The sequence below is a fragment of the Paraburkholderia piptadeniae genome, from assembly GCF_900007165.1.
Classification (GTDB): Bacteria; Pseudomonadota; Gammaproteobacteria; order Burkholderiales; family Burkholderiaceae; genus Paraburkholderia; species Paraburkholderia piptadeniae.
In genome coordinates this window covers 17,437-36,528 of sequence record NZ_CYGY02000016.1, presented here as the reverse complement: position 1 = coordinate 36,528, position 19,092 = coordinate 17,437, and the positions used below count along the sequence as shown (strand labels likewise).

Annotated in this window: 18 protein-coding genes and 1 pseudogene; 8 read left to right on the top strand and 11 right to left on the bottom strand. The window is 58.3% G+C overall.

Annotated features, from left to right (window positions below; genetic code table 11):
• Nucleotides 1–285 precede the first annotated feature (285 nt).
• Complete coding sequence (locus BN2476_RS07380) at nt 286–666, bottom strand: response regulator (protein WP_087733507.1); 381 nt, start codon at nt 664–666, stop codon at nt 286–288.
• Between the two features lie 451 nt (nt 667–1,117).
• Here BN2476_RS07380 and BN2476_RS07375 point away from each other — a divergent pair, with 451 nt between their 5' ends.
• Together BN2476_RS07375 and hfq are read left to right on the top strand one after the other, a co-directional pair.
• Nucleotides 1,118–1,810 carry a response regulator gene (locus BN2476_RS07375; protein ID WP_087733506.1) on the top strand — a complete coding sequence of 231 codons (693 nt, stop codon included), beginning with the start codon at nt 1,118–1,120 and terminating at the stop codon, nt 1,808–1,810.
• Between the two features lie 242 nt (nt 1,811–2,052).
• Complete coding sequence (hfq, locus tag BN2476_RS07370; RefSeq protein ID WP_087733505.1) at nt 2,053–2,334, top strand: RNA chaperone Hfq; 282 nt, start codon at nt 2,053–2,055, stop codon at nt 2,332–2,334.
• A gap of 22 nt (nt 2,335–2,356) precedes the next feature.
• On the opposite strand, the gene BN2476_RS07365 is transcribed toward hfq, so the two are convergent.
• Nucleotides 2,357–2,620: a helix-turn-helix domain-containing protein gene (locus BN2476_RS07365; protein ID WP_087733504.1), complete on the bottom strand. Its 264-nt coding sequence runs from the start codon at nt 2,618–2,620 to the stop codon at nt 2,357–2,359.
• Between the two features lie 671 nt (nt 2,621–3,291).
• Between BN2476_RS07365 and phaP the strand changes: the two genes are divergently transcribed.
• Entirely contained in the window at nt 3,292–3,873 is a 582-nt protein-coding gene (gene phaP / locus BN2476_RS07360) for a TIGR01841 family phasin (protein ID WP_087733521.1), read from the top strand.
• Nucleotides 3,874–4,422: 549 nt separating this feature from the next.
• Here the strand turns inward: phaP and BN2476_RS07350 are convergent.
• Both BN2476_RS07350 and BN2476_RS07345 read right to left on the bottom strand, forming a co-directional pair.
• Complete coding sequence (locus tag BN2476_RS07350; protein ID WP_087733502.1) at nt 4,423–4,740, bottom strand: P-II family nitrogen regulator; 318 nt, start codon at nt 4,738–4,740, stop codon at nt 4,423–4,425.
• Between the two features lie 144 nt (nt 4,741–4,884).
• A pseudogene (locus BN2476_RS07345) lies at nt 4,885–5,154 on the bottom strand (copper-transporting ATPase); the annotation flags it as partial.
• A 101-nt stretch (nt 5,155–5,255) separates the two neighbouring features.
• Here BN2476_RS07345 and BN2476_RS07340 point away from each other — a divergent pair.
• Entirely contained in the window at nt 5,256–5,855 is a 600-nt protein-coding gene (locus tag BN2476_RS07340; RefSeq protein ID WP_087733501.1) for a short chain dehydrogenase, read from the top strand.
• An 884-nt stretch (nt 5,856–6,739) separates the two neighbouring features.
• Here the strand turns inward: BN2476_RS07340 and BN2476_RS07335 are convergent.
• Nucleotides 6,740–7,162, bottom strand: coding sequence for a hypothetical protein (locus BN2476_RS07335; protein ID WP_235850752.1), 423 nt, complete (start codon nt 7,160–7,162; stop codon nt 6,740–6,742).
• Between the two features lie 463 nt (nt 7,163–7,625).
• Here BN2476_RS07335 and BN2476_RS07330 point away from each other — a divergent pair, with 463 nt between their 5' ends.
• The 3 genes from BN2476_RS07330 to BN2476_RS07320 all read left to right on the top strand — a co-directional run bounded on the left by BN2476_RS07330 (nt 7,626) and on the right by BN2476_RS07320 (nt 9,740).
• A complete protein-coding gene (locus tag BN2476_RS07330; RefSeq protein ID WP_087733500.1) occupies nt 7,626–8,147 on the top strand; it encodes a hypothetical protein in 522 nt (173 codons plus the stop codon).
• 363 nt (nt 8,148–8,510) lie between these two features.
• Entirely contained in the window at nt 8,511–8,951 is a 441-nt protein-coding gene (locus BN2476_RS07325; protein WP_235850751.1) for an SET domain-containing protein, read from the top strand.
• 522 nt (nt 8,952–9,473) lie between these two features.
• Nucleotides 9,474–9,740: a hypothetical protein gene (locus tag BN2476_RS07320; protein WP_087733498.1), complete on the top strand. Its 267-nt coding sequence runs from the start codon at nt 9,474–9,476 to the stop codon at nt 9,738–9,740.
• Between the two features lie 466 nt (nt 9,741–10,206).
• On the opposite strand, the gene BN2476_RS07310 is transcribed toward BN2476_RS07320, so the two are convergent.
• Together BN2476_RS07310 and aptA are read right to left on the bottom strand one after the other, a co-directional pair.
• Nucleotides 10,207–11,730, bottom strand: coding sequence for a CoA-acylating methylmalonate-semialdehyde dehydrogenase (locus tag BN2476_RS07310; protein ID WP_087733497.1), 1,524 nt, complete (start codon nt 11,728–11,730; stop codon nt 10,207–10,209).
• A 46-nt stretch (nt 11,731–11,776) separates the two neighbouring features.
• Entirely contained in the window at nt 11,777–13,102 is a 1,326-nt protein-coding gene (aptA, locus tag BN2476_RS07305; RefSeq protein ID WP_087733496.1) for an omega-aminotransferase AptA, read from the bottom strand.
• A 114-nt stretch (nt 13,103–13,216) separates the two neighbouring features.
• Here aptA and BN2476_RS07300 point away from each other — a divergent pair, with 114 nt between their 5' ends.
• Nucleotides 13,217–14,629, top strand: a complete 1,413-nt coding sequence (locus tag BN2476_RS07300) for an aminotransferase-like domain-containing protein (protein WP_087733495.1) — start codon at nt 13,217–13,219, stop codon at nt 14,627–14,629.
• A 51-nt stretch (nt 14,630–14,680) separates the two neighbouring features.
• On the opposite strand, the gene BN2476_RS07295 is transcribed toward BN2476_RS07300, so the two are convergent.
• The 4 genes from BN2476_RS07295 to BN2476_RS07280 all read right to left on the bottom strand — a co-directional run bounded on the left by BN2476_RS07295 (nt 14,681) and on the right by BN2476_RS07280 (nt 19,055).
• Nucleotides 14,681–15,382: a GntR family transcriptional regulator gene (locus tag BN2476_RS07295; RefSeq protein ID WP_173819596.1), complete on the bottom strand. Its 702-nt coding sequence runs from the start codon at nt 15,380–15,382 to the stop codon at nt 14,681–14,683.
• 72 nt (nt 15,383–15,454) lie between these two features.
• A complete protein-coding gene (locus BN2476_RS07290) occupies nt 15,455–16,486 on the bottom strand; it encodes a proline racemase family protein (RefSeq protein ID WP_087733494.1) in 1,032 nt (343 codons plus the stop codon).
• A gap of 11 nt (nt 16,487–16,497) precedes the next feature.
• A complete protein-coding gene (locus BN2476_RS07285; RefSeq protein WP_087733493.1) occupies nt 16,498–17,979 on the bottom strand; it encodes an aldehyde dehydrogenase family protein in 1,482 nt (493 codons plus the stop codon).
• A 2-nt stretch (nt 17,980–17,981) separates the two neighbouring features.
• The gene (locus BN2476_RS07280) at nt 17,982–19,055 is read right to left on the bottom strand and encodes a proline racemase family protein (protein ID WP_087733492.1); all 1,074 of its coding nucleotides are present in this window, start codon (nt 19,053–19,055) and stop codon (nt 17,982–17,984) included.
• Nucleotides 19,056–19,092: the final 37 nt, after the last annotated feature.

The window sequence follows — 19,092 nt, the reverse complement described above, 5'->3', positions numbered from 1 at the left end:
GCCTGCAAGGCACGAATCAGTCCGATACCATCCACGACGGGCATCGCACGAATCAGTCCGATACCGCAACGTCGGCTTACGTCAGGACAATAAACAACGCGCTGAGCCTGTCGTGTATATGGTCAAGGGACGAGATGTGCGCCATGCAACCTTTAACCGGTTTCAAATCCTGGCGAGCTGCCGTCGTAAGCAACGGCATTTCGGATTTGCCATCCATGCCAGGTTTTGCACGAACCCGTAATCGCCCGACCAGGCTATCACCTGCAACAACAATTTGTTGTGCGCCTAGGCAGCCTCGAGAGTAATCGCATCGCTGCTGCATGGAACGTCTTCGATGACCTGCATGAGTGCCTTGGAGGAGAACGGCTTCTGCAGACAGACGTTGAAGAGCCACGCAACGTCTCCCTGGCTGTCAGCATCCCCCGTCATGGAGACGAGGAAAGGCCCGGGGTGAACCGGCGTTTCCTTGAGCGACAGTGCGACGGCACTGCCTTTGATGTCGGGCAGGTTCTCGTCAAGGAAAGTGACTTCAAAGGCGCCCGTACGAAGCAGCGTGAGCGCGGTTTCACCATCGTAGGCCACGACAACATGGTGGCCATAGCAGTCCAGCAGGAACGCCAGACTGTCCGCAACAAACTCATTGTCGTCAACGACGAGCACGTTCATTCAACATTCCTATTACGAAAGTTTCGCGGCTCTGCCACCGTGCTTTTATGTAATAAGTATTATTTAATGGCCCACGAGTCCGCGCCATCTACGGACTAATACGTAAGTATAACTATGGAAATGTTCTGCAGGCGTTTAAAACAAACGCAGTTCGACGCCGTACCGCGCAAGAGATTTTGCGAGGCGCTCGCTCTATGAAATCAAGTTCGCAGTTGGACGCGCGGTTGCGTGCTCTAGCGCGCTGCAGGCAGCCAGGCACGACGCGTCCATGGTCGCCGAAGTCGTGCGCGTACGCCAGCTGTTGGCCGAGCCGGACGCGGCGTGGTCCAGCGAGGGGTCGGCTGGTACGCTGGGCAGTACAAGCGTGTGAACCGAACCGGCATAACCGATACGAGCAGTGCGCTCGGGTACGGTTAATGCGGCCCGGACCATTGCTGGGAGGAACCGGGGAATGGGCCGGGTACTATTAGTAGATGATGACTCGAACATACGCGATGCCTTGGGTGTCGTGCTGCATGATGCAGGTCATACGGTGGCACTTGCCGGGGACGGTCCTGAAGGCCTGCGCCTCGCCAATTTGGCCACCCCTGAGGTCATTGTCTCCGACGTGATGATGCCCGCAATCGACGGCCCCGAAATGATTCGCAGAATAAGGGCCATTCCGTGCCTGAAAAGCGTGCCGGTGATTTTGATGTCTGCCGTAGAAACCGTTCCGCGTGTTCCTGTCGCAGCGATGTTGCGAAAGCCGCTGGACCCGTCAGTGCTGTTACGGTTGATTGATGAACTCACCTACGATTCGGCCAACGCCCACGAAGCAACAGGCAACGCCCGTGCTGAGATAGCAGAAGAACTCGAGGGTTCGCGTGGCGTTCGCGTCGTGCCATCCCTCCGATTGCTAGCCGTTATTTCGCGAGGTATCGAGTCGTGCGACACTCGCATACGTCGGGGTCTTAGCCTTGGACGTGAACAGGAAGAGCGATTGCAGAAAGTCCGTAGTATTGGCGCTGACACTGCCGTTGCAGAAGTGTTGCATGAACGACTGAAGGATAGCGTCGCAGCCCTTGTCGTGTGCGAGCGCGTGCACGTCCGACACTACGACGTCGTCTCGCGCATCCAGCGTCGACAGCAATCAATGCAAACGTGATACGGGCTCTACGTTTGAATCGAACGGGACGCCGCACACGACTCACAGATACAGCATCGTCGGCTGGTACGCGAAAACTATCGCGAATGCACTGCTCTGAAGGTCGGTTTGCTTCTCAACACAAGACGGCGCACATTCATCGAAGTACATTGGGTCGAGCGAAAGCGTTATCTCGAATGACTGGCTGGCGGCTTCAGGCATCGCAGGTACAATCGAAGGACCTATCGCATTGACCTCAGAACATGACCGCACGCCCAAGCGTACAAGACGACTTTCTGCAGGCGCTCGTAAAGGACAAGACCACCGTAAACGTGTTCCTCGTGAACGGCATCAGACTGAGTGGTCAGCTTGCCGGCTTTGACCCGTTTGTAGTCCTGTTGGAGTCTGGTTCAACAGTGCAACTGATATTCAAACATGCCATTTCGACCGTGGTGCCGGTCAACGGCATGGGTCCGACACGCGCCCCGACCGACGCGCCTGTGAGTCCCGACAAGCCGAATCAACAGCGAACTCGCGTCCGATGAGAACTCCCATGACATGCTGTGCCTAAGCTTCACTTGCGCATAACCACGCGACGTTGACGCCAAGAAGCTCGGACAGCCGCTCACAATCAGTACTTTTCGGAACGGTAACTCCGGCGCGCCAAAGGGTCACGTCGCATTCCGGTACGCCGAGCGACTTGGCCACCCGACTGGAAGTGACCTTTGCACGCTTGATGGTCATGTCCAGCCGTGCCGCGAAGGCACGCCTGGAACCGGTGTTTTTGAGAGTGCTCTCCAGGTGCGCATCCAGTTTCAGACGTCGATTCATGGCGTGCAATGCTCCGCGTATTCATCCCCACCAGAGATGCGTTTCAAGCTACGAAGGTATGACGCTGCACCAAAGCTGATGCCCGCGGGCGAACGCTAACACCCGGACAGGCGTGTCGTTGGCGTGAGCTCAAGTGCATCGAAACGCGGAAGAATCTGTTGGAGCAATTGCTTAAAGCCCCGCCGCTGTCTGGCGTCACCCGCTTTTGTCGCCAGCGGGTCCGGGAAGTTCCACCAGCAGGTCCAGACCTGTTGGAAACAGAGGGACGTACCGTTCTGCGACTTCGTCGCACATCGCGATGACGACTGCGGGGTAACAGCGTCATGGCAATGAGGGGCGCAAGCCAATCCTGTGGGCCGCTGCGAAGAAAAACAATGCTTCTTCACAAAGAGCTCCGTGATAGGCCGATTCAATTGGTATCCCGACCGTCACCGTCCTGTAATGGAGTCTTCGTGGTTTTTCGGTCTCTACGCCTGTCGACGCTCCGCGAGTACCATCGCGTAGCCCAACGCTGAGGAAGTCGGACAGGCAATCGCTGCCGAGAGCAATACACCTGACAGGCAGGCTCGAGAATGTACGCCGACACGATGACTTCCAGACGACACGCTTCATCACCTGGTCACCGTTGCCGAACATGCTGAACGTTGGACATACGTCTTCAGGAGGCGAACATGACTGATTTTCAGGAACAAGCTGCTGTAGCCCAACGGGCAAATCTTGACTTCTTCTTTGGCTTGGCCGGCAGCATGCTGGAGGGCGAGGAAAAGCTCGTGAGACTTAATCTGGATACGGCGAAGACGACGCTTGCCGATTGGTATCAACGTGTGCAGGACGGGCTAGCGAAAAAGGAGAACCAGGAAGTTACTGGAATGCAAGACGCGCTGGCGCTGCACTCGGCGGAGACGGTCCTGACGTACGAACGCCAGGTTGCCGAGATTGCTTCATCCACACAAACGCAAATGGCAGAGGTCGTCAATGCCCGGTACCGGGAGGTCAGCCGTCAGGTTCAATCGTTCGTCGAGAATCTCGCGCAAAACGCCCCGGTCGGCTCAGAAGCCGCAATCGCATTTCTGAAACAAACTATCACGCTGGCCAACACGACTCAGGAAGGCGTGCAAAAGGCAACGAAGCAGGTAGTCGAAGTCGTGCAAAGTAACCTGGAAGCCGCAACGAAAGCCGCATCGGAGGTGACCGAAGTGGCTGAGGAGGAGGTCGAGAAAGCTGCAAAAACAGCGAAAGCGGTAAAGCAATGATTCGAAGGAACGCTGAACCCGCGTGGTCGCACAGAGCGGCGAGCTAACTCGTTTGGCCAGGCGGCGATGCGACCGCCGCTTGGACAGGTCCAACTGCCGTTATGCACTGGTCGTTCTTGGTGGCGACGCCATATTCGCCGCTTCGGCTTCTGCTATTCGGCACGGTTGCTGAGGCCGCAAAACGCCGCGAACGCGCCGGCAGCGCCGAAGATGTGTTTCGCCTCATCCTCATGAGCATGGTCGTCTTCGTGTCCATAGCCGTGTCACGATGGTCAGCGTGCCGTTGAAGTTTCGACCCGCACCTTGGCCTTGTCGCCTTCGTGAACCCGTTGACCATATCGGCCCTTCGCCTTGAAAGCCATCGGCCTTTCTGCGGTGGCAGCGGTCAAATGCGCGGAGTCGAAATACTCCCGAAGGCGTCGCACTTAACGCCAGGCGCAGCGAAGCCGCGACCTACGCCGCCGGTCTCTTACCGTCCATGCGGCTTTACTGATACGTCCTCCCCACATGTCGAACGACCGCAGAATCGCGCCAGATTTGACCGCTACGTTAGGGCGTGGCCTCCGATTTGCTGCGAATGCGGAAAAACTTCTCCACTGGAAGCACCGCGACGACTCCGTCACCGACTGCGCCGACTTGCGCGATGTCCATGATTGTCGTGACCAGCGCATCCACGTCTTCCGCACGCGCAAAGATTTCGATTTTCGTTGGCTCGGTCGTCCAGTCATTCGCGAACAGGTTCGGATGTGTGCCAAACCCTCGCACATGAGTTGCGGTGATGCCATGCACGTGAATGGCTGCGAGCTTTCGCTCCAGCACTTCAAGCACATCAGGCCTAACGATGGCGACAACGCATTTCAGTTCCATATCTGTCTCCCCTCAAATGCGACGCGCCGCGCGAAGGAAGTGGGCATAAGATGGCGCGGTGCCAGGTTCATATGCGGCTTGGGCTGCCGGCGCTTACGACGTGGTCAACTGCAGACAGTCTGCTTTTGGCGCACTGCCTGTGACTTATATTCTCACGCTTCTCAGCCGCAGTGCGCTTCCGATGACCGACACGGAACTCAGCGCCATTGCCGCACTCGCGATAATCGGACTCAACAGGATGCGGAGCACCGGATAAGACACGCCAGCGGCAACCGGTACACCGATGGCGTTTCAGGCGAACGCAAAAAACAGGTTCTGCAAGATGTTCTTCGTTGTTGCCACGCTGAGCCAGCGGGCTCGCCTGATACCACGGTGGTCACCCTTCACCAACACGACGCGCGCGCTATTCGCGGCGTTCGCGTTGTCTCGGGCAGTAGTACGATAGTCGCTCGTCTTCACGCCACGCGCTATGTGTCGCCCCGCGCTGGTGTGACCTATCCGGATAAGGAGGAACTATGCGCGTGCTGATAGTCGGCGCAACCGGACTGCTCGGCAAGGAAATCGTTCGGCTGCTCTCGCCCGAACATCAGGTCATTGGCGCCAGCCGCAACGGCCCCGACCTGTCCGTGGACCTCACCGACAAGGCGTCCATCGTGTCGATGTACCAGCAACTTGGAAACGTTGATGCCGTGATTTGCGCGGCCGGTGCGGCGAAATTCGCGCCGCTCGAATCGCTCTCGGATGACGACTTTGCTTTCAGCCTGGCCAACAAGCTGATGGGGCAGGTCAACGTTGTCCGCTGTTCAGTCGGACACGTTGCCCAAGGTGGGTCGTTGACGCTTACCAGCGGCATTCTTTCCCTGCATCCGGTCACAGGAAGTGCCGTCGTGGGCATCGTGAATGCAGGCGTCGAGGCGTTTGTCCGGTCCGCAGCACTCGAATTGCGGGGGAAGGCACGGGTCAACGTCGTCAGTCCGGGCTGGGTTTCAGAAACGCTTGCAGCGATGGGTCAGGCCCGGTCTGCGGGCGTTCCTGCGGCGGCGGTGGCTCAGGCGTACAGGCGTAGCCTGGTCGAGGACATCACGGGAGAAGTCATTCAGGTCGCGAAGTGGTAAAGCAACGCCGCAGTCGTTCAACGCGCTGTCGTCGCAGCAATGGCGTTCGACTTCGGTCTTGCTGTTTTGACTCGTAGCAACTACCGCTTGAGCACCAGTAACGCGTAGGAGGCAGCGATTCATTTCTCCAGGAGACGGTCCAGTCCTCGACGGTCGTGGATTGCACCACACGCAAAGGAACGGGTGAGTCAACGGTCTACGCTATCAGCAACAGCTGTCCGAGAAATGGTCGACGAAGGTCGATGCGTGTCACTTGGGGAGGCTCGGCCCAACCGGCGCTGCAGCCTCATCTACAGCAAAGCGGACGACCGCTATTTTGTCGTCGTGCAGGACATCAGTAACTGGGCTGTCGTAACAGTTCTGCCCCTCTGGATGTGGAAAAACGGAGATTTGTCGGAAAGTTCGCCTCAGGCAGATGAAGCTCGAAGGTTGGCGCTCGAACCTCGCTCACGCCAGCGAAAACGACGAAAATTCGGACATCAGTCGCGACAGCAAACGGGCCTGTTCAGGCGTAGACGATAAGTCCGCCTGGAGCGCACGAGTGTCGCCGGTGCCCCTAGTGCTTCGCTTGCGCTCTCGAAGCCCGTTCCACGACACATCTCGCACAGCCTCGAAGGCCACTGTGAACACGCTGTCCATGCCCATGGCCGTACTCTCAGGAACTCTGGCATCCCACGCTGGCGTGGTCAATCAACGACGTGACCCTGTCCGGATTCACAAGTGCCATTTCGCTGAGGTGTTTCACGCGATACCGATGTACGTCACGCCCACTCGAAAAACATCGGGTCCGGGTCGAGGGCCACGCGAAACAAGGATGACGCACGCGGAACGAGCTCACGCACGGCTCTGGGGCAATTCGCCCTGGAGCGGAGCGCAAGCCCGCTTTAGCCCTCCAGTGAAAACGGTGAGCCGCCCGTGTTTTCCTCGAACCAATGAAACGCTTCTGCAGCGCTGATAAAACTGACGCGCTCGCGCATGGCCTTGAGCGTTTTGACTTGCTCCTTGATGTCGGGACGCGGACTGCCGTACGCATTGAGTACCGCTTTTCCCGCAAACACCCGCTCCAGCCTTACGTTCTCGAGCTCGAGCGTGACCTTGAAAAATCCTCGCGAGATAGTGTTGTTTGCAAGACTGTCGTCCGCGACGATGACCTGGACCGAGGTATCCGGGTCGGCAGAATCACCCCAAAGCGTCCCGGTATCCGTCAAATCTGTGCCAATAAGTTCACCAGCACGGGCATAGCCGTCCTGCACGCTAGTGACGGTCTTGTGAATCGGGTCGATGAGGAACGATACATCCACGGGCATCTCTCCTACCGAGGGTGCTATCTCGGACCATCATACACGGTCATGCTGCACACGAAAGCGTCCCGACTGGCTGGGCGGTTGATTGGGTACACTGGCCGTACGAGGTCGAACACGGCTTCCGTGATAGCTACGCTGGTTGAGTCTCACGAACGGAGCCAAGATGCATGTAAGCATCAAAAATCTCGTCGACATGCTGCAGTAAATCAAGACTGCCGACACAATCGATTTACGCAGCCCCCGGTTGGCAAGAAGGAGCTGCGCCGGCGGGTTGTCGGTTCTCTCGTCGAGCGTCACCAGCTCGTCCCGCTTCGTCCGCGATAGGACCGGGGTCCGCTGCTGCAGGCAAGACGCAGTCATCGACGTTCAGGTCCGTCTCGCTTTTTCTGAACCGACGGTTGCTTAATTTCACCTTTAAGCCTGCGAGTATCATCGACCATGGACACAACGGACGGGAGATAAGGCAATGGATGACCGGTTTGATAGACGGGAGCTGCTGCTTCACCTCGGAGACGTGCTCGAAGCGTTGAACTGCCTATCCAAAACAGGGAAGCCGGACGTGCCGGTCGCGCAACTCGCGGCACAACAGGAAGCGTTGCAGGAGTTCAAATTTCTGCGGATGCTTGCACCGAAAATGACCGTCGCCGAGTTCGGCGCACGCGTCGCGAGCGCGTTCTTCCTCTGGCCAAAGGAACTGCTTGAGACGGAGCTCAACCGCGCCGCGCTAGCGTCGACGGTTCAGCACGACCTTTTTGATGGCAATCCCGACGGCTGGAAGGCCTATGTCGCCCACATGCAGAAGAAGGTCGAATGGTTTGGGACCGGTCTTCCCGAGATGCAAAGCGGAGCTCCCGACGAACCGGCGTACGTTGCCGATAAGGACGCGAGTCCGGTTGAAGTGTCGGTCGAGGCCGCTCCGCCCGCTGAATGGGATGCGCCCGACGAGAAGAAGGGGTGGCCTTGGCCCCAACCCGGCTCGACGTCCTGACGCGCGGCAGAACCATATCGGGAACGTACGACCGATGTCGAGCCTACTGCGCACAATCATCCAGCCGCCCGGCCTGGATAGCGTAGGTTCCGTTGCTGCGTTCGCGGGTTTTCGCAAGGCTTAAGAAGGAGCCTGTAGTAGTATTGGACTGGACCTGACGGCGCACAGCATGCAGCCAGCCAAATGTCTTGAACATTTCGCCTGTGCTGCTTCACCCCGCCACCGAGGGCTGTGAGCCGCGACACGAATGACTACGGCCCGATGCCCTTTTCTTCAATACCTGGTCCGAAGACTGGCAACAGTTGTGACCCGGTTCATTAGTGATACATGCGGCCTGATAAATCCCCAGTTTCCAGATTCATCGTGCAACCTTCGTCCGTGCATGGACAGGGTGTCTTTGCGAATCAGAATATCGGTCGAGCAGAGCTGATTTCGGAGTACAAGGGCGCACGCGTATCCTGGCAGGATGTCGTGCAAGGTGCCTCTAGTTACGGCAAGACCCCTGGACACACGTTCCTGTTTGATACCGGTGACGGGACGGTTATTGACGGAGCACGCGGAGGCAGCACCGTCCGCTGGATGAATCACGGTTGTGAACCGAACGGCAAGGCGTACATCTCCGACGGACGCGTATTTATTTACACGCTGAGAGATATCAAACGCGGTGAAGAACTGACGATTGATTACGGGCTCGTCATCGAGGGACCACGAACAGACGAAGTTCGAGACCTGTATCGGTGCCACTGCGGCTCGCCGAACTGCCGCGGCACAATGCTCGCTGCAGAACGGTTTCAAGCCGCCTGAAGTCCATGTACTGGAACGCCCCGCTGCGACAACGCTAATCGTTGCATGGAGCGAAGCGAGTCGCTGCTGTTATGGCGAACAGGTCGGGACTCTGACGAAGACCGTCCGTCTGCGACGGTTACTGGGGACCGCCTTGTGTTCGTGTGAAAAGCCGGCGATTGTGTATTTGTGCCGCGGAAAACACCACCGCGTTCAACCATGACCCGGGCGGTGAGCGCCCCAACGACACGCCGCATATCAGGGCGGCCGTACTGAAACTGCTTCCACCGACCTCGAACTGACCATCGCCCATGCTATGGATGGCCTGCAATCGCGCCTTCCTCGGGCCTTTACAGCGGCAAGCAGGTTGGCCAATCGGCAAATCGAGCACTGACTTTTCTGCGATACACGCGGAGAAATCGCCGAACCCATTCGTTCCTCGCCAAGGATTGAGCGGCGAGCACACTGGCATGCACGTTGCATGAATACCGGTAACGGGCGCCGTGCACGTGGTGCGCCCTCTCACAGGACTGAGAGGATGAGATGACCAATACCAAAGAGCAATCCTTACGTCTCGTAGTGGAAAAATGGCTTGGTTTTAACCCTTCCAAGACCGCGAGAATCACCGCGTTTGGCCGTACCGTCTCGGGCGGAAGTCGCTATGTGTGCGTTGAGACTACGCATGACGGTGAGCAACTCGCACTCTTCTTCTTTCGTCACAGCGACGGCTGCTGGAGGGTGTTTCCACCCACTCCGACGTTCCCCGAGATGACTTTGGAGCGTTTGGCCGCGTATGGACAACCGGTTTGACAGGCGCGAGCTGCTACTTCACCTCGGGGACATGCTCGAAGCGCTGAACTGTTTAGCCAAAACAAGCCGACCGGATGCACCGGTGACATGGATTGGCGAGGTTATCTCTTGTTAGCTCCCGGCATAATGTCCGCGAGTTCGATGAACGAACTCGCTACGAAGTCCCACTCGTCTTCTGCAACGAGGTCTTTCGTTTGCGATTCACCGTGTTCATACGGACGCGAAACAAACGCAGTCTTGAGCCCACACGCTCTCGCGGCTTTCAGGTCGTCGTTGTGGGCAGCCACCAGTGTGTTTGTAAATCTCCATGTGGTGTTACCGCGTCTCGCGCTAAGGTTGCGACACTTGTCCCGAGCGGCAGATAGGTCTTCGCACCTCCCATGAAAATCAGACTACGCGTTGTCGGACCAGATTTAGTCGCGTCGGCGGACTTTGAGCAGTCCGCCGACCCCGCATGTTGATTGCTTTACTTGGCAACAGGCATCGTGAATTCTGCACCCTTGCCGATGCTATCGGGCCAACGCTGCATTACGCTCTTGTAGCGGGTGTAGAAACGCACGCCTTCTTCGCCGTACGCATGGTGGTCGCCGAAGAGCGAACGCTTCCAGCCGCCGAATGAATGCCACGCCATTGGAACAGGAATGGGCACATTGACACCAACCATCCCGACCTGAATCTGCCTCGCGAATGCGCGCGCTACGCCGCCGTCCGACGTGTACAACGAAACACCGTTGGCAAACTCGTGAGCGTTAATCAGCTTCACGGCACTGGCGAAATCTGGCACGCGAATCACGGCGAGGACGGGGCCAAAGATTTCCTCCTTATAGATTTTCATGTCCGTTTTGACGTCGTCGAACAGGGTGCCGCCGATGAAGAATCCGTTTTCTGCGTACACAGCATGGTCACGACCGTCGACGATGAGCTTTGCGCCTTCAGCCTCGCCGGAAGCGATATAGCCAGATACTTTCGCCTTGTGTTCAGCTGTGACCAGAGGCCCCATCTCGGCATCGAGATTCTCGCCATTCTTGATGACGAGCGACTTGACGCGAGGAATCAGCTTTTCGATGAGCTGGTCGCCTGTGTTACCGACCGCAACCGCCACAGAGATGGCCATGCAGCGCTCGCCCGCCGAGCCGTATGCCGCGCCAATCAGGGCATCGACGGCCTGGTCAAGGTCGGCGTCCGGCATCACGACGAGGTGATTCTTCGCTCCGCCCAAAGCCTGCACACGCTTGCCGCGCCTGGACGCTTCCGTGTGGATGTATTCGGCAATCGGCGTCGAGCCAACGAACGAGATGGCGGCGACGTCGGGATGTTCGATGAGCGCGTCCACCGCGACCTTGTCACCGTTGACCACATTGAAAACACCATCCGGCAGGCCAGCTTCCTTCAGCAACTCGGCAAGGCGCAGCGATGCCGAGGGGTCACGCTCCGACGGCTTCAGGATGAACGTGTTGCCGCATGCAAGCGCCACGGGAAACATCCACATCGGGACCATCACCGGGAAGTTGAACGGCGTGATGCCTGCCACGACGCCCAGCGGCTGACGCAGATTCCAGTTGTCGATACCGCCGCCAATCTGGTCGGTGAAGTCGGTCTTCAGCAGGTTCGGGATGCCGCAGGCGAATTCGACGACTTCGATGCCACGAACGACTTCCCCCTGAGCATCGGTGAACACCTTGCCGTGCTCGCGGGTAATGAGCATCGCGAGTTCGTCGTGGTGCTGGTTCAGTAGCTCCTTGAACTTGAACAGGATTCGCGCGCGCTTGAGCGGAGCCATCTCACTCCAGCTCGGAAAAGCTGCCGCGGCGGCTTGCACAGCATGGTCGACTTCTTCGGCGGACGCCAGAGCGACCGCACCCGTCACTTCACCGGTTGCCGGGTTGAAGACATCCTTGAAGCGCTCGCCCGACGGAGCAACCACCTGACCATTGATGAAGTGGCTCACCTGTTTGATGAAGAGATTCGCCTTCTCGTTTGCTACGTTCATTTTCAAAACTCCGGATGCGAAGGCCGACGTGGCCTGTTGGTTCTAATCAGGCAACGTTACGCAGAGCGTCCCGCACCGTCGAGAAAATCTGGTCAATCTTCTGCTCGTCGACAATCAACGGCGGAGAGAAGGCAAGGATGTCACCGGTGTAGCGCACGAGTACGCCAGCTTCGAAGCACTTCAGGAACACGTCATATGCGCGCGCTCCGGGAGCCCCCGGCCGCGATTCCAGCTCGACGCCGGCAACGAGACCGAGATTGCGGATGTCCTTCACATACGGAGAACCGTGCAGTTCGTGCACAGCATCTTCAAATACGCCGGACAGGTCCTTTGCACGCTCGAACAACCGGTCACGCTTGTAAATGTCCAGCGTGGCGATTGCGGCAGCCGCCGCTGCCGGGTGCGCCGTATAGGTGTATCCGTGGAAGAATTCGATGGCATTCTCAGCCCCCGCGTTGACGACCGCATCGTGCACAGCACGGCTGGCTGCAACAGCACCCATCGGGATGGCTGCGTTGTTGATAGCCTTGGCCATCGTGATGAGGTCCGGCACGACGCCGAAATATTCACTCGCGGTCGGGGCGCCAAGGCGACCGAAACCCGTAATGACTTCATCGAAAATGAGAAGAATGCCGTGCTTGGTGCACAGCTCGCGCAGCCGTTCGAGGTACCCCTTCGGCGGAACAATCACGCCCGTCGAACCGGCCAGCGGCTCAACGATAACCGCCGCGATGGTTGACGCGTCATGCAGGGCCACGAGCCGCTCCAGTTCGTCGGCCAGATGTGCGCCCCATGTCGGCTGGCCGCGCGTGAACGCAGCTTCCGCGATGTTCAATGTATGCGGAAGGTGGTCGACGTGTGGCATCAGGTTGCCAGAGAAAGTCTTGCGGTTCGCAAGAATGCCGCCCACCGAGATGCCGCCAAAGCCGACGCCGTGATAACCACGCTCGCGACCGATGAAGCGGGTACGTTGACCTTCGCCGCACGCGCGGTGATAGGCAAGCGCCATCTTCAGCGCGGTATCGACCGACTCCGAACCGGAGTTCGTAAAGAAGATGCGGTCGAGGCCTGCCGGCATAAACTCCGCAACCTTGGTTGCCGCTTCGAATGCGAGCGCATGGCCCATCTGGAACGTGGGCGCATAGTCCATCGTTGTGAGCTGCTCAGCCACGGCCTGCGTAATCTCTGCACGACCGTGACCGGCGTTGACGCACCAGAGTCCCGCCGTAGCATCGAGCACGGGACGGTCATCAACCGTCGTGTAGTACATTCCCTTCGCAGATTTGAACAGTCGAGGTGCTGCCTTGAATTGGCGGTTCGCTGTGAACGGCATCCAGAAGTTCGAGAGGTCAGGGCTTTGCGTTGTGCTCATGATTTGACTCCGTGAATATGGAGCCAACTCTATCGATTTCGCACGCTACAATCACTGGACAGCCAAAATCAAACAGCCAGACTGTGCTGATTTTTTCTTCCCAACTGTATTGAAATGTTCAAGCTGAAGTTGTCCCGGTCACGGAAGGATGAGGGCACACTGGTGGACCAGATTGTCTCGTCAATCGAAGACGAATTGAGGCACGGGACTTACCCTGCAGGTACAGCATTGCCGTCAGTACGCGCGTTTGCGAAGTCACATAGCCTGAGCACCTACACGGTCTCCGAAGCATATCAACGGCTTGTTTCACTCGGGCTGGTCGTGGCGCGTGCAGGCGCGGGGTATCGCATCGCAACGCCCGCCGCCAAAGTTCCGGCAGCGCCCGCGTGGAGCGCGCCGAGCCTGAACGCCGCGTGGCTCCTCTCCGATGTATTTGCAGACCAGTCTGTACCCATCAAGGCGGGATGTGGCTGGATTCCGAACGACTGGATAAACGAAAGCGGCATCCAGCACGCGCTGCGCGTCGTAAGCCGCGTTCCCGGGCCGCGCATTGGAGGGTATGGTCATCCGTACGGGCTTGCTACCCTGCGCGAGCACATTGCCAGTTCGTTGCGCCGGTATTCCCTTTCAGTTGGACCCGCTGATGTCCTGTTGACACAAGGTGTCACGCAGGCGTTAGACCTCATAGTCCGCACGCTGCTTCAGCCGGGCGACACGGTCATCGTAGAAGACCCGTGTTACTGCAACCTGCCGCAAATTCTGAAAGTGGCATTCGTGAATGTCGTGAGCGTACCCCGCACGCCGGACGGAATCGATAGCGCTGAGCTGGAAGAGATAGTCCGGCTGCATCGGCCGAAGGGCATATTCGTCAACACGGTGTTGCAAAACCCGTCAGGAACATCGCTCAGTGCATCATCCGCGTTCCGCCTGCTGCAAATTGCCGACCGTGAAGGCCTGTGGGTCGTTGAAGACGACATTTCCAGAGAGCTTGCACCGCCGGGCGCGCCCTGTCTCGCCGCCATGGAAGGATTGCGACGAGTCATCTACGTGTCGGGCTTTTCCAAGACGATTACTCCCGCAATGCGCGTCGGCTACATCGCCGCGAGCCGCGACCTGGTCTCGCGGTTTGCGTTGACCAAGATGGCGGTGGGCCTGACATCGTCGGAAGTCACGGAGAGGGCCGTCGCGAATGTGCTTATCGAAGGTCACTACGAACGTCATACGGCTCACATCCGGGAGCGGTTATTCAATGCTCACGTGCGCGTGACCGAGGCGATGGCCGATGCAGGACTTGAAGTCTTCCACACACCAAACGCCGGACTGTTCTTGTGGGCAAAGCTGCCTATCAGCCCAGAGGACAGCATCGAAGTCGCCCACGCAGCGTTGGCAAAAGGCATATGGCTTGCGCCAGGTTCGTATTTCCGGCCCGGGGAGCCTGCATCGGAATGGTTCAGGTTCAACGCAGCGACGTCTGACGTTGCTGAACTGTGGGCTTTTATGAAGGGATTGTCGGGACGAATCACATAGCGAACCGCGAGAAAAAGGCAGCCCTGGAGAGACCAAAGCTGCCTGCGTCGGTTACAGAATCGCCATCGACTCCGTCATGTTCTGTCGCATGTAATCGAGGAACCGCTTCTGGAATAGCATCGTGTGTTCGTGCGCCGCTTTTTCGGCGGCGTCGGCGTCCTTTCTCGCTATCGCGTCTATCAGTTCATCGTGGTCGCGTCCCAGCTTGCCTGCAGTGGGTGAAGTGACTGTGAAGTCAAAATGCAGATGCAGCAGACGCTGGCCCTCGCCCAACAGGCGCTCGTAATACCCCACGAAGTACGGGTTGTTAGCCGCATGCGCGATGGTCATGTGCAGCGCCTTGTTGGTCTCGGACATCGCCTGAAAGTCGCCACTCTCAACCGCCTGCATGTAGACGTCATCCGCCTTGCGAATTCGGGCGAGGTCGGCATCGGTCCGGTGCTGAGCCGCGAGGCGCGTGACGGCACGCTGGATGAGGTCCAGCGCCGAAATGTATTTCGGAAATTCCTCAATCTCGAACGGCGTCACAAGCGTCGTTCGGTTGGGAAGTATCGTCACCAGCCCTTCGCTAATCAGCCGCGCAAGCGCATCACGCACCGGCGAGCGCGAAAGCCCGAACTGCTCCGCGAGCGAAACCTCGTCCAGCGGGGCACCTGGTTTCAGTTGGAGAGTCAGAATCTGCTTTCGCAGTTCTTCATAGATGTATCGGCCGCCATGCCGACGGGGCTCGGTCTCCGCCGTACCTTTGCTCATCGTTTCACCACCATAATCGTGGGCCCGGAAAGACGGGCGCGCATTCAAGTTTATCATCGCGCGCACTCCACCTCAGACCTCCGGGAAACCCGAGCCCCACGTATCGCTGAGCGTGAAGCCATCGGCCAGCGGGTCGTCGGGGTCGACCCCAATCTGCTGGATACCGTAGAGCCAAGCCCGCCCCTGAATACGCGGAAGAACTGCCGGCCTGCCACCCACATTGGTCTTTCCGAGAAGTTCGACATTGAATTCGCCACCGATGGTCGAGCGCGATTTGAGCCGACTGCCGACGTCCGCCAGGCCCCGGGCGGCCAGCGTCGCGAGGTTGGCTGAGCTTCCGGTCCCGCACGGCGACCTGTCAACCCGGCCGGGAGGCAGTGTCGTGCATGTTTGATACAGCTCGTCACTGACGCGGTTACGGAACATCACATAGGCGACTTCGTTAATTTGCGGGTAGAGAGGATGCTGTAGCTGGATTTGCCGATTGATGACATCCTTCAGCGAAACGCCAAGCTCCGCAAGCTCGCGCGCGTTTTCAGGAGCAATCCTCAGCCCCACCTGTTCGACATCAATGAGCGCGTAATAGACCCCGCCGAAAGCGATGTCCGCCATGATTTTTCCGAACTGTGACGTCTCGAAGCTGAAGTCCAGCTGTTCGACAAACGCGGGCACCATGTCGAGCGAAACACCCGTGCAACGCCCGTCCTTGCATGTCGCGCGCGCAGTGACCAGTCCTGCCGGCGTATCGAGCACGACAGTCGTTTCTGGCTCCTGCATCTCGACCATGCCCAGCTCCAGCAACGCAGTCACAACGCAGATTGCGTTACTGCCCGACATCGGGTGTGCCTTGTCCGCCTGCAGCACGATGAAGCCAGCGTGTGCTTCGGGCCGTGTCGGCGGCAGCAAGAGATTGACCGACATCTGAAGGCATCCACGAGGCTCGAGCACGACGAGCTTTCGAAGACTGTCATCGACTTCGTTGATGTAGTTCATCTTGTCGAGCATCGTCTCACCGGGAATGCCGACAACCCCTCCCGTGATGACCTTACCGATTTCGCCTTCGCAGTGAACGTCGACCAGCTGCAGCGTTTTTTTCCAGCGCATGATTGTCCCGATTACCTAATGTACCAGCCCCAAGGCTTGTCACTGTTGAAACGCGTAATTTGCTTGGTCTCGAGATAGTTGTTCAAGCCCCACTCGCCGAGTTCGCGACCAATGCCGCTCTGCTTGTAGCCGCCCCACGGCGCTTCCGTGAACGTCGGCTGGCTGCAGTTAATCCAGACTATTCCCGCGCGCAACGCGCGGGCCACACGCTCGCAACGCGCATCATCACGAGACATCACTGCGGCAGCCAGGCCAAACCTGGAGTCGTTCGCGGAACGTACCGCTTCGGCCTCTTCATCAAAAGGCCGGATGCAGACCACGGGACCAAATATCTCTTCGTTCCATACCCAGCTTTCGGCCGCAACATCGGCAAATACCACCGGCTCCATAAAGTAGCCCTTGTCGAGATGCGCCGGCCGACCTCCGCCCGTTACCAGACGAGCGCCTTCACCCCTGCCACGCTGTACCGCCTCAAGCACCTTTTCGTACTGTCCCTGGCTGACAATAGGACCGAGCAGCACGCCATCCTCGAGGCCGTTTCCGATAGTGATTTTGCGCGTTTCCTGTTCGAGTCGTTGGAGCAGGCGCTCGTAAATGCCACGCTGCACGAGCACTCGCGATGTAGCCGAGCAGACCTCGCCTTGATTCCAGAAGATGCCAAACATAATCCATTCGACCGCAGCATCTATATCGCTATCGTCGAAGACGATAAATGGTGACTTCCCGCCCAGCTCAAGGCTGATGTTCTTGATGTCGCGGGCGGCCGCCTGCATGATGCGGCTGCCCGTCGGTACGCTACCGGTAAACGCCAGCTTGTCGATGCCGGGATGCTCGCTTAGCGGAGCGCCCGCATCCTTACCCAGGCCGGTAACGATATTGAGCACACCGGGTGGCAGGTCGGCGGCAGTCGCGATGTCACCGAGCTCGAGCGCTGTCAACGGTGTCAGCTCTGACGGCTTCAGGACCATCGTACAGCCAGTTGCAAGCGCTGGCGCGACTTTCCATGCGGCCATCAACATTGGGAAATTCCACGGAATGATGGCACCAGCCACACCGACGGGCTCCTTGCGCGCAACAGAGCTGAAGCGGTCATCGGGCAGCGCGACAGGCTTCTCCGCAGCAGAGTCCAGCGTTTCGGCAAGCCCAGCATAGAATTCAAAGCAGCCCGCTGCGTCGCCCAGGTCCCAGAGAGCTTCAGGGAGCGGCTTCCCGTTGTCGCGCACCTCGATTTCTGCGAGTTCCTGGAGACGGTCACGAATACCTTTTCCGATTCTGCGGAGAATAGCGCCACGCTCAGCACCGCTCATACGCGGCCACGGACCATTGTCGAAGGCTTCGCGGGCAGCCCTGACTGCTGCGTCGACGTCTTCCGAAGTTGCTGCAGCGACCTTCGCAAGCACCTTTTCCGTGCTCGGGTCGATGGTTTCGAAGGTTCCATTTTGCACCGGTGCCACCCAGCGGCCGTTTATGAAAAGCTTGTCATACGATTTCATGGTCAGATGCATCCCTGCTTTCGCGATTTGATGAGTTTGTCGTCAACGGCTTCGAGCCAGGTGTCCGCGACAGTGAAGCCGGTCTGGAATCTGTCCGTCGGGTCGACGCCAATCTGGGAAATGGCGGTTATCCATGCCTGGCCAGCCACGACGGGCACCACGGCTGCGTAATCACCGACCGTCGTCGCCGACGCAACCCGGCTTTCGAATCTCGAACCGGTAATTGATTCGTGAATGAAGGTCTCACCCACATCAATGAGGCCGCGCGCATGCAGCACCGCGAGACGCGACGAGGTTCCCGTACCACATGGAGAACGGTCACAGCGCCCGGGCGAAACAATCACGGTATTACGCGCGAAGAGCCGTCCGTTTTCCCGTTTCAACGGCCCCATGAACTGCGTGTTCGTCACACCTTTGATGAGTGGGTTCAGCGGATGTGAGAAGGGAAGCTGGTCGACTGCAGCGGCCTTGATTTTCTGTCCAAGTTCACAAAGGTCTCGCGCCTCGTCCGGTGTAATCTCAAAGCCAAGAGATTGCGCATCGACAAGTGCGTAAGTCATGCCGCCGTAGGCGACATCTATTTTGATGGTGCCGACACCAGTGACCTCGACATTGGCATCAAGGTGAGCAACGAAGGCCGGTTGATTCGTGAATTCAACTTGCGTTACCTTGCCGTTCGAACATTCGCAACGCGCGTGAATGAGGCCGGCGGGCGCCTCCAGCACCAGTTCGGTTACGGGCTCTTCCATCTTCAGGATGCCTGTTTCGAGCAGTACTGTCGCGACGCACATCGTGTTCGACCCGGACATCGCCACGTATTCGGTTGACTCACCAATCACGTACCCCATCTGCGCGCGAGGGTCCGTCGACGGCAAAATGAAATTGACGTTGTGATTGACAGCCCCGCGAGGTTCGAAGAGACAGATTTTTCGCAGCTCGTCGCCGTGCTCTTCGAGATACATCATCTTGTCGAACATCGTTGCGCCTGGCACGTCAATCAGTCCTCCCGTCACCACATTGCCCACTTCGCCCTCGGCATGGCAACTCACCATCGTGAAAGTCCTGTTCCAACGCATTGGTTTCTCCGCGACAAATGCTTCAGATGAGTCCGCT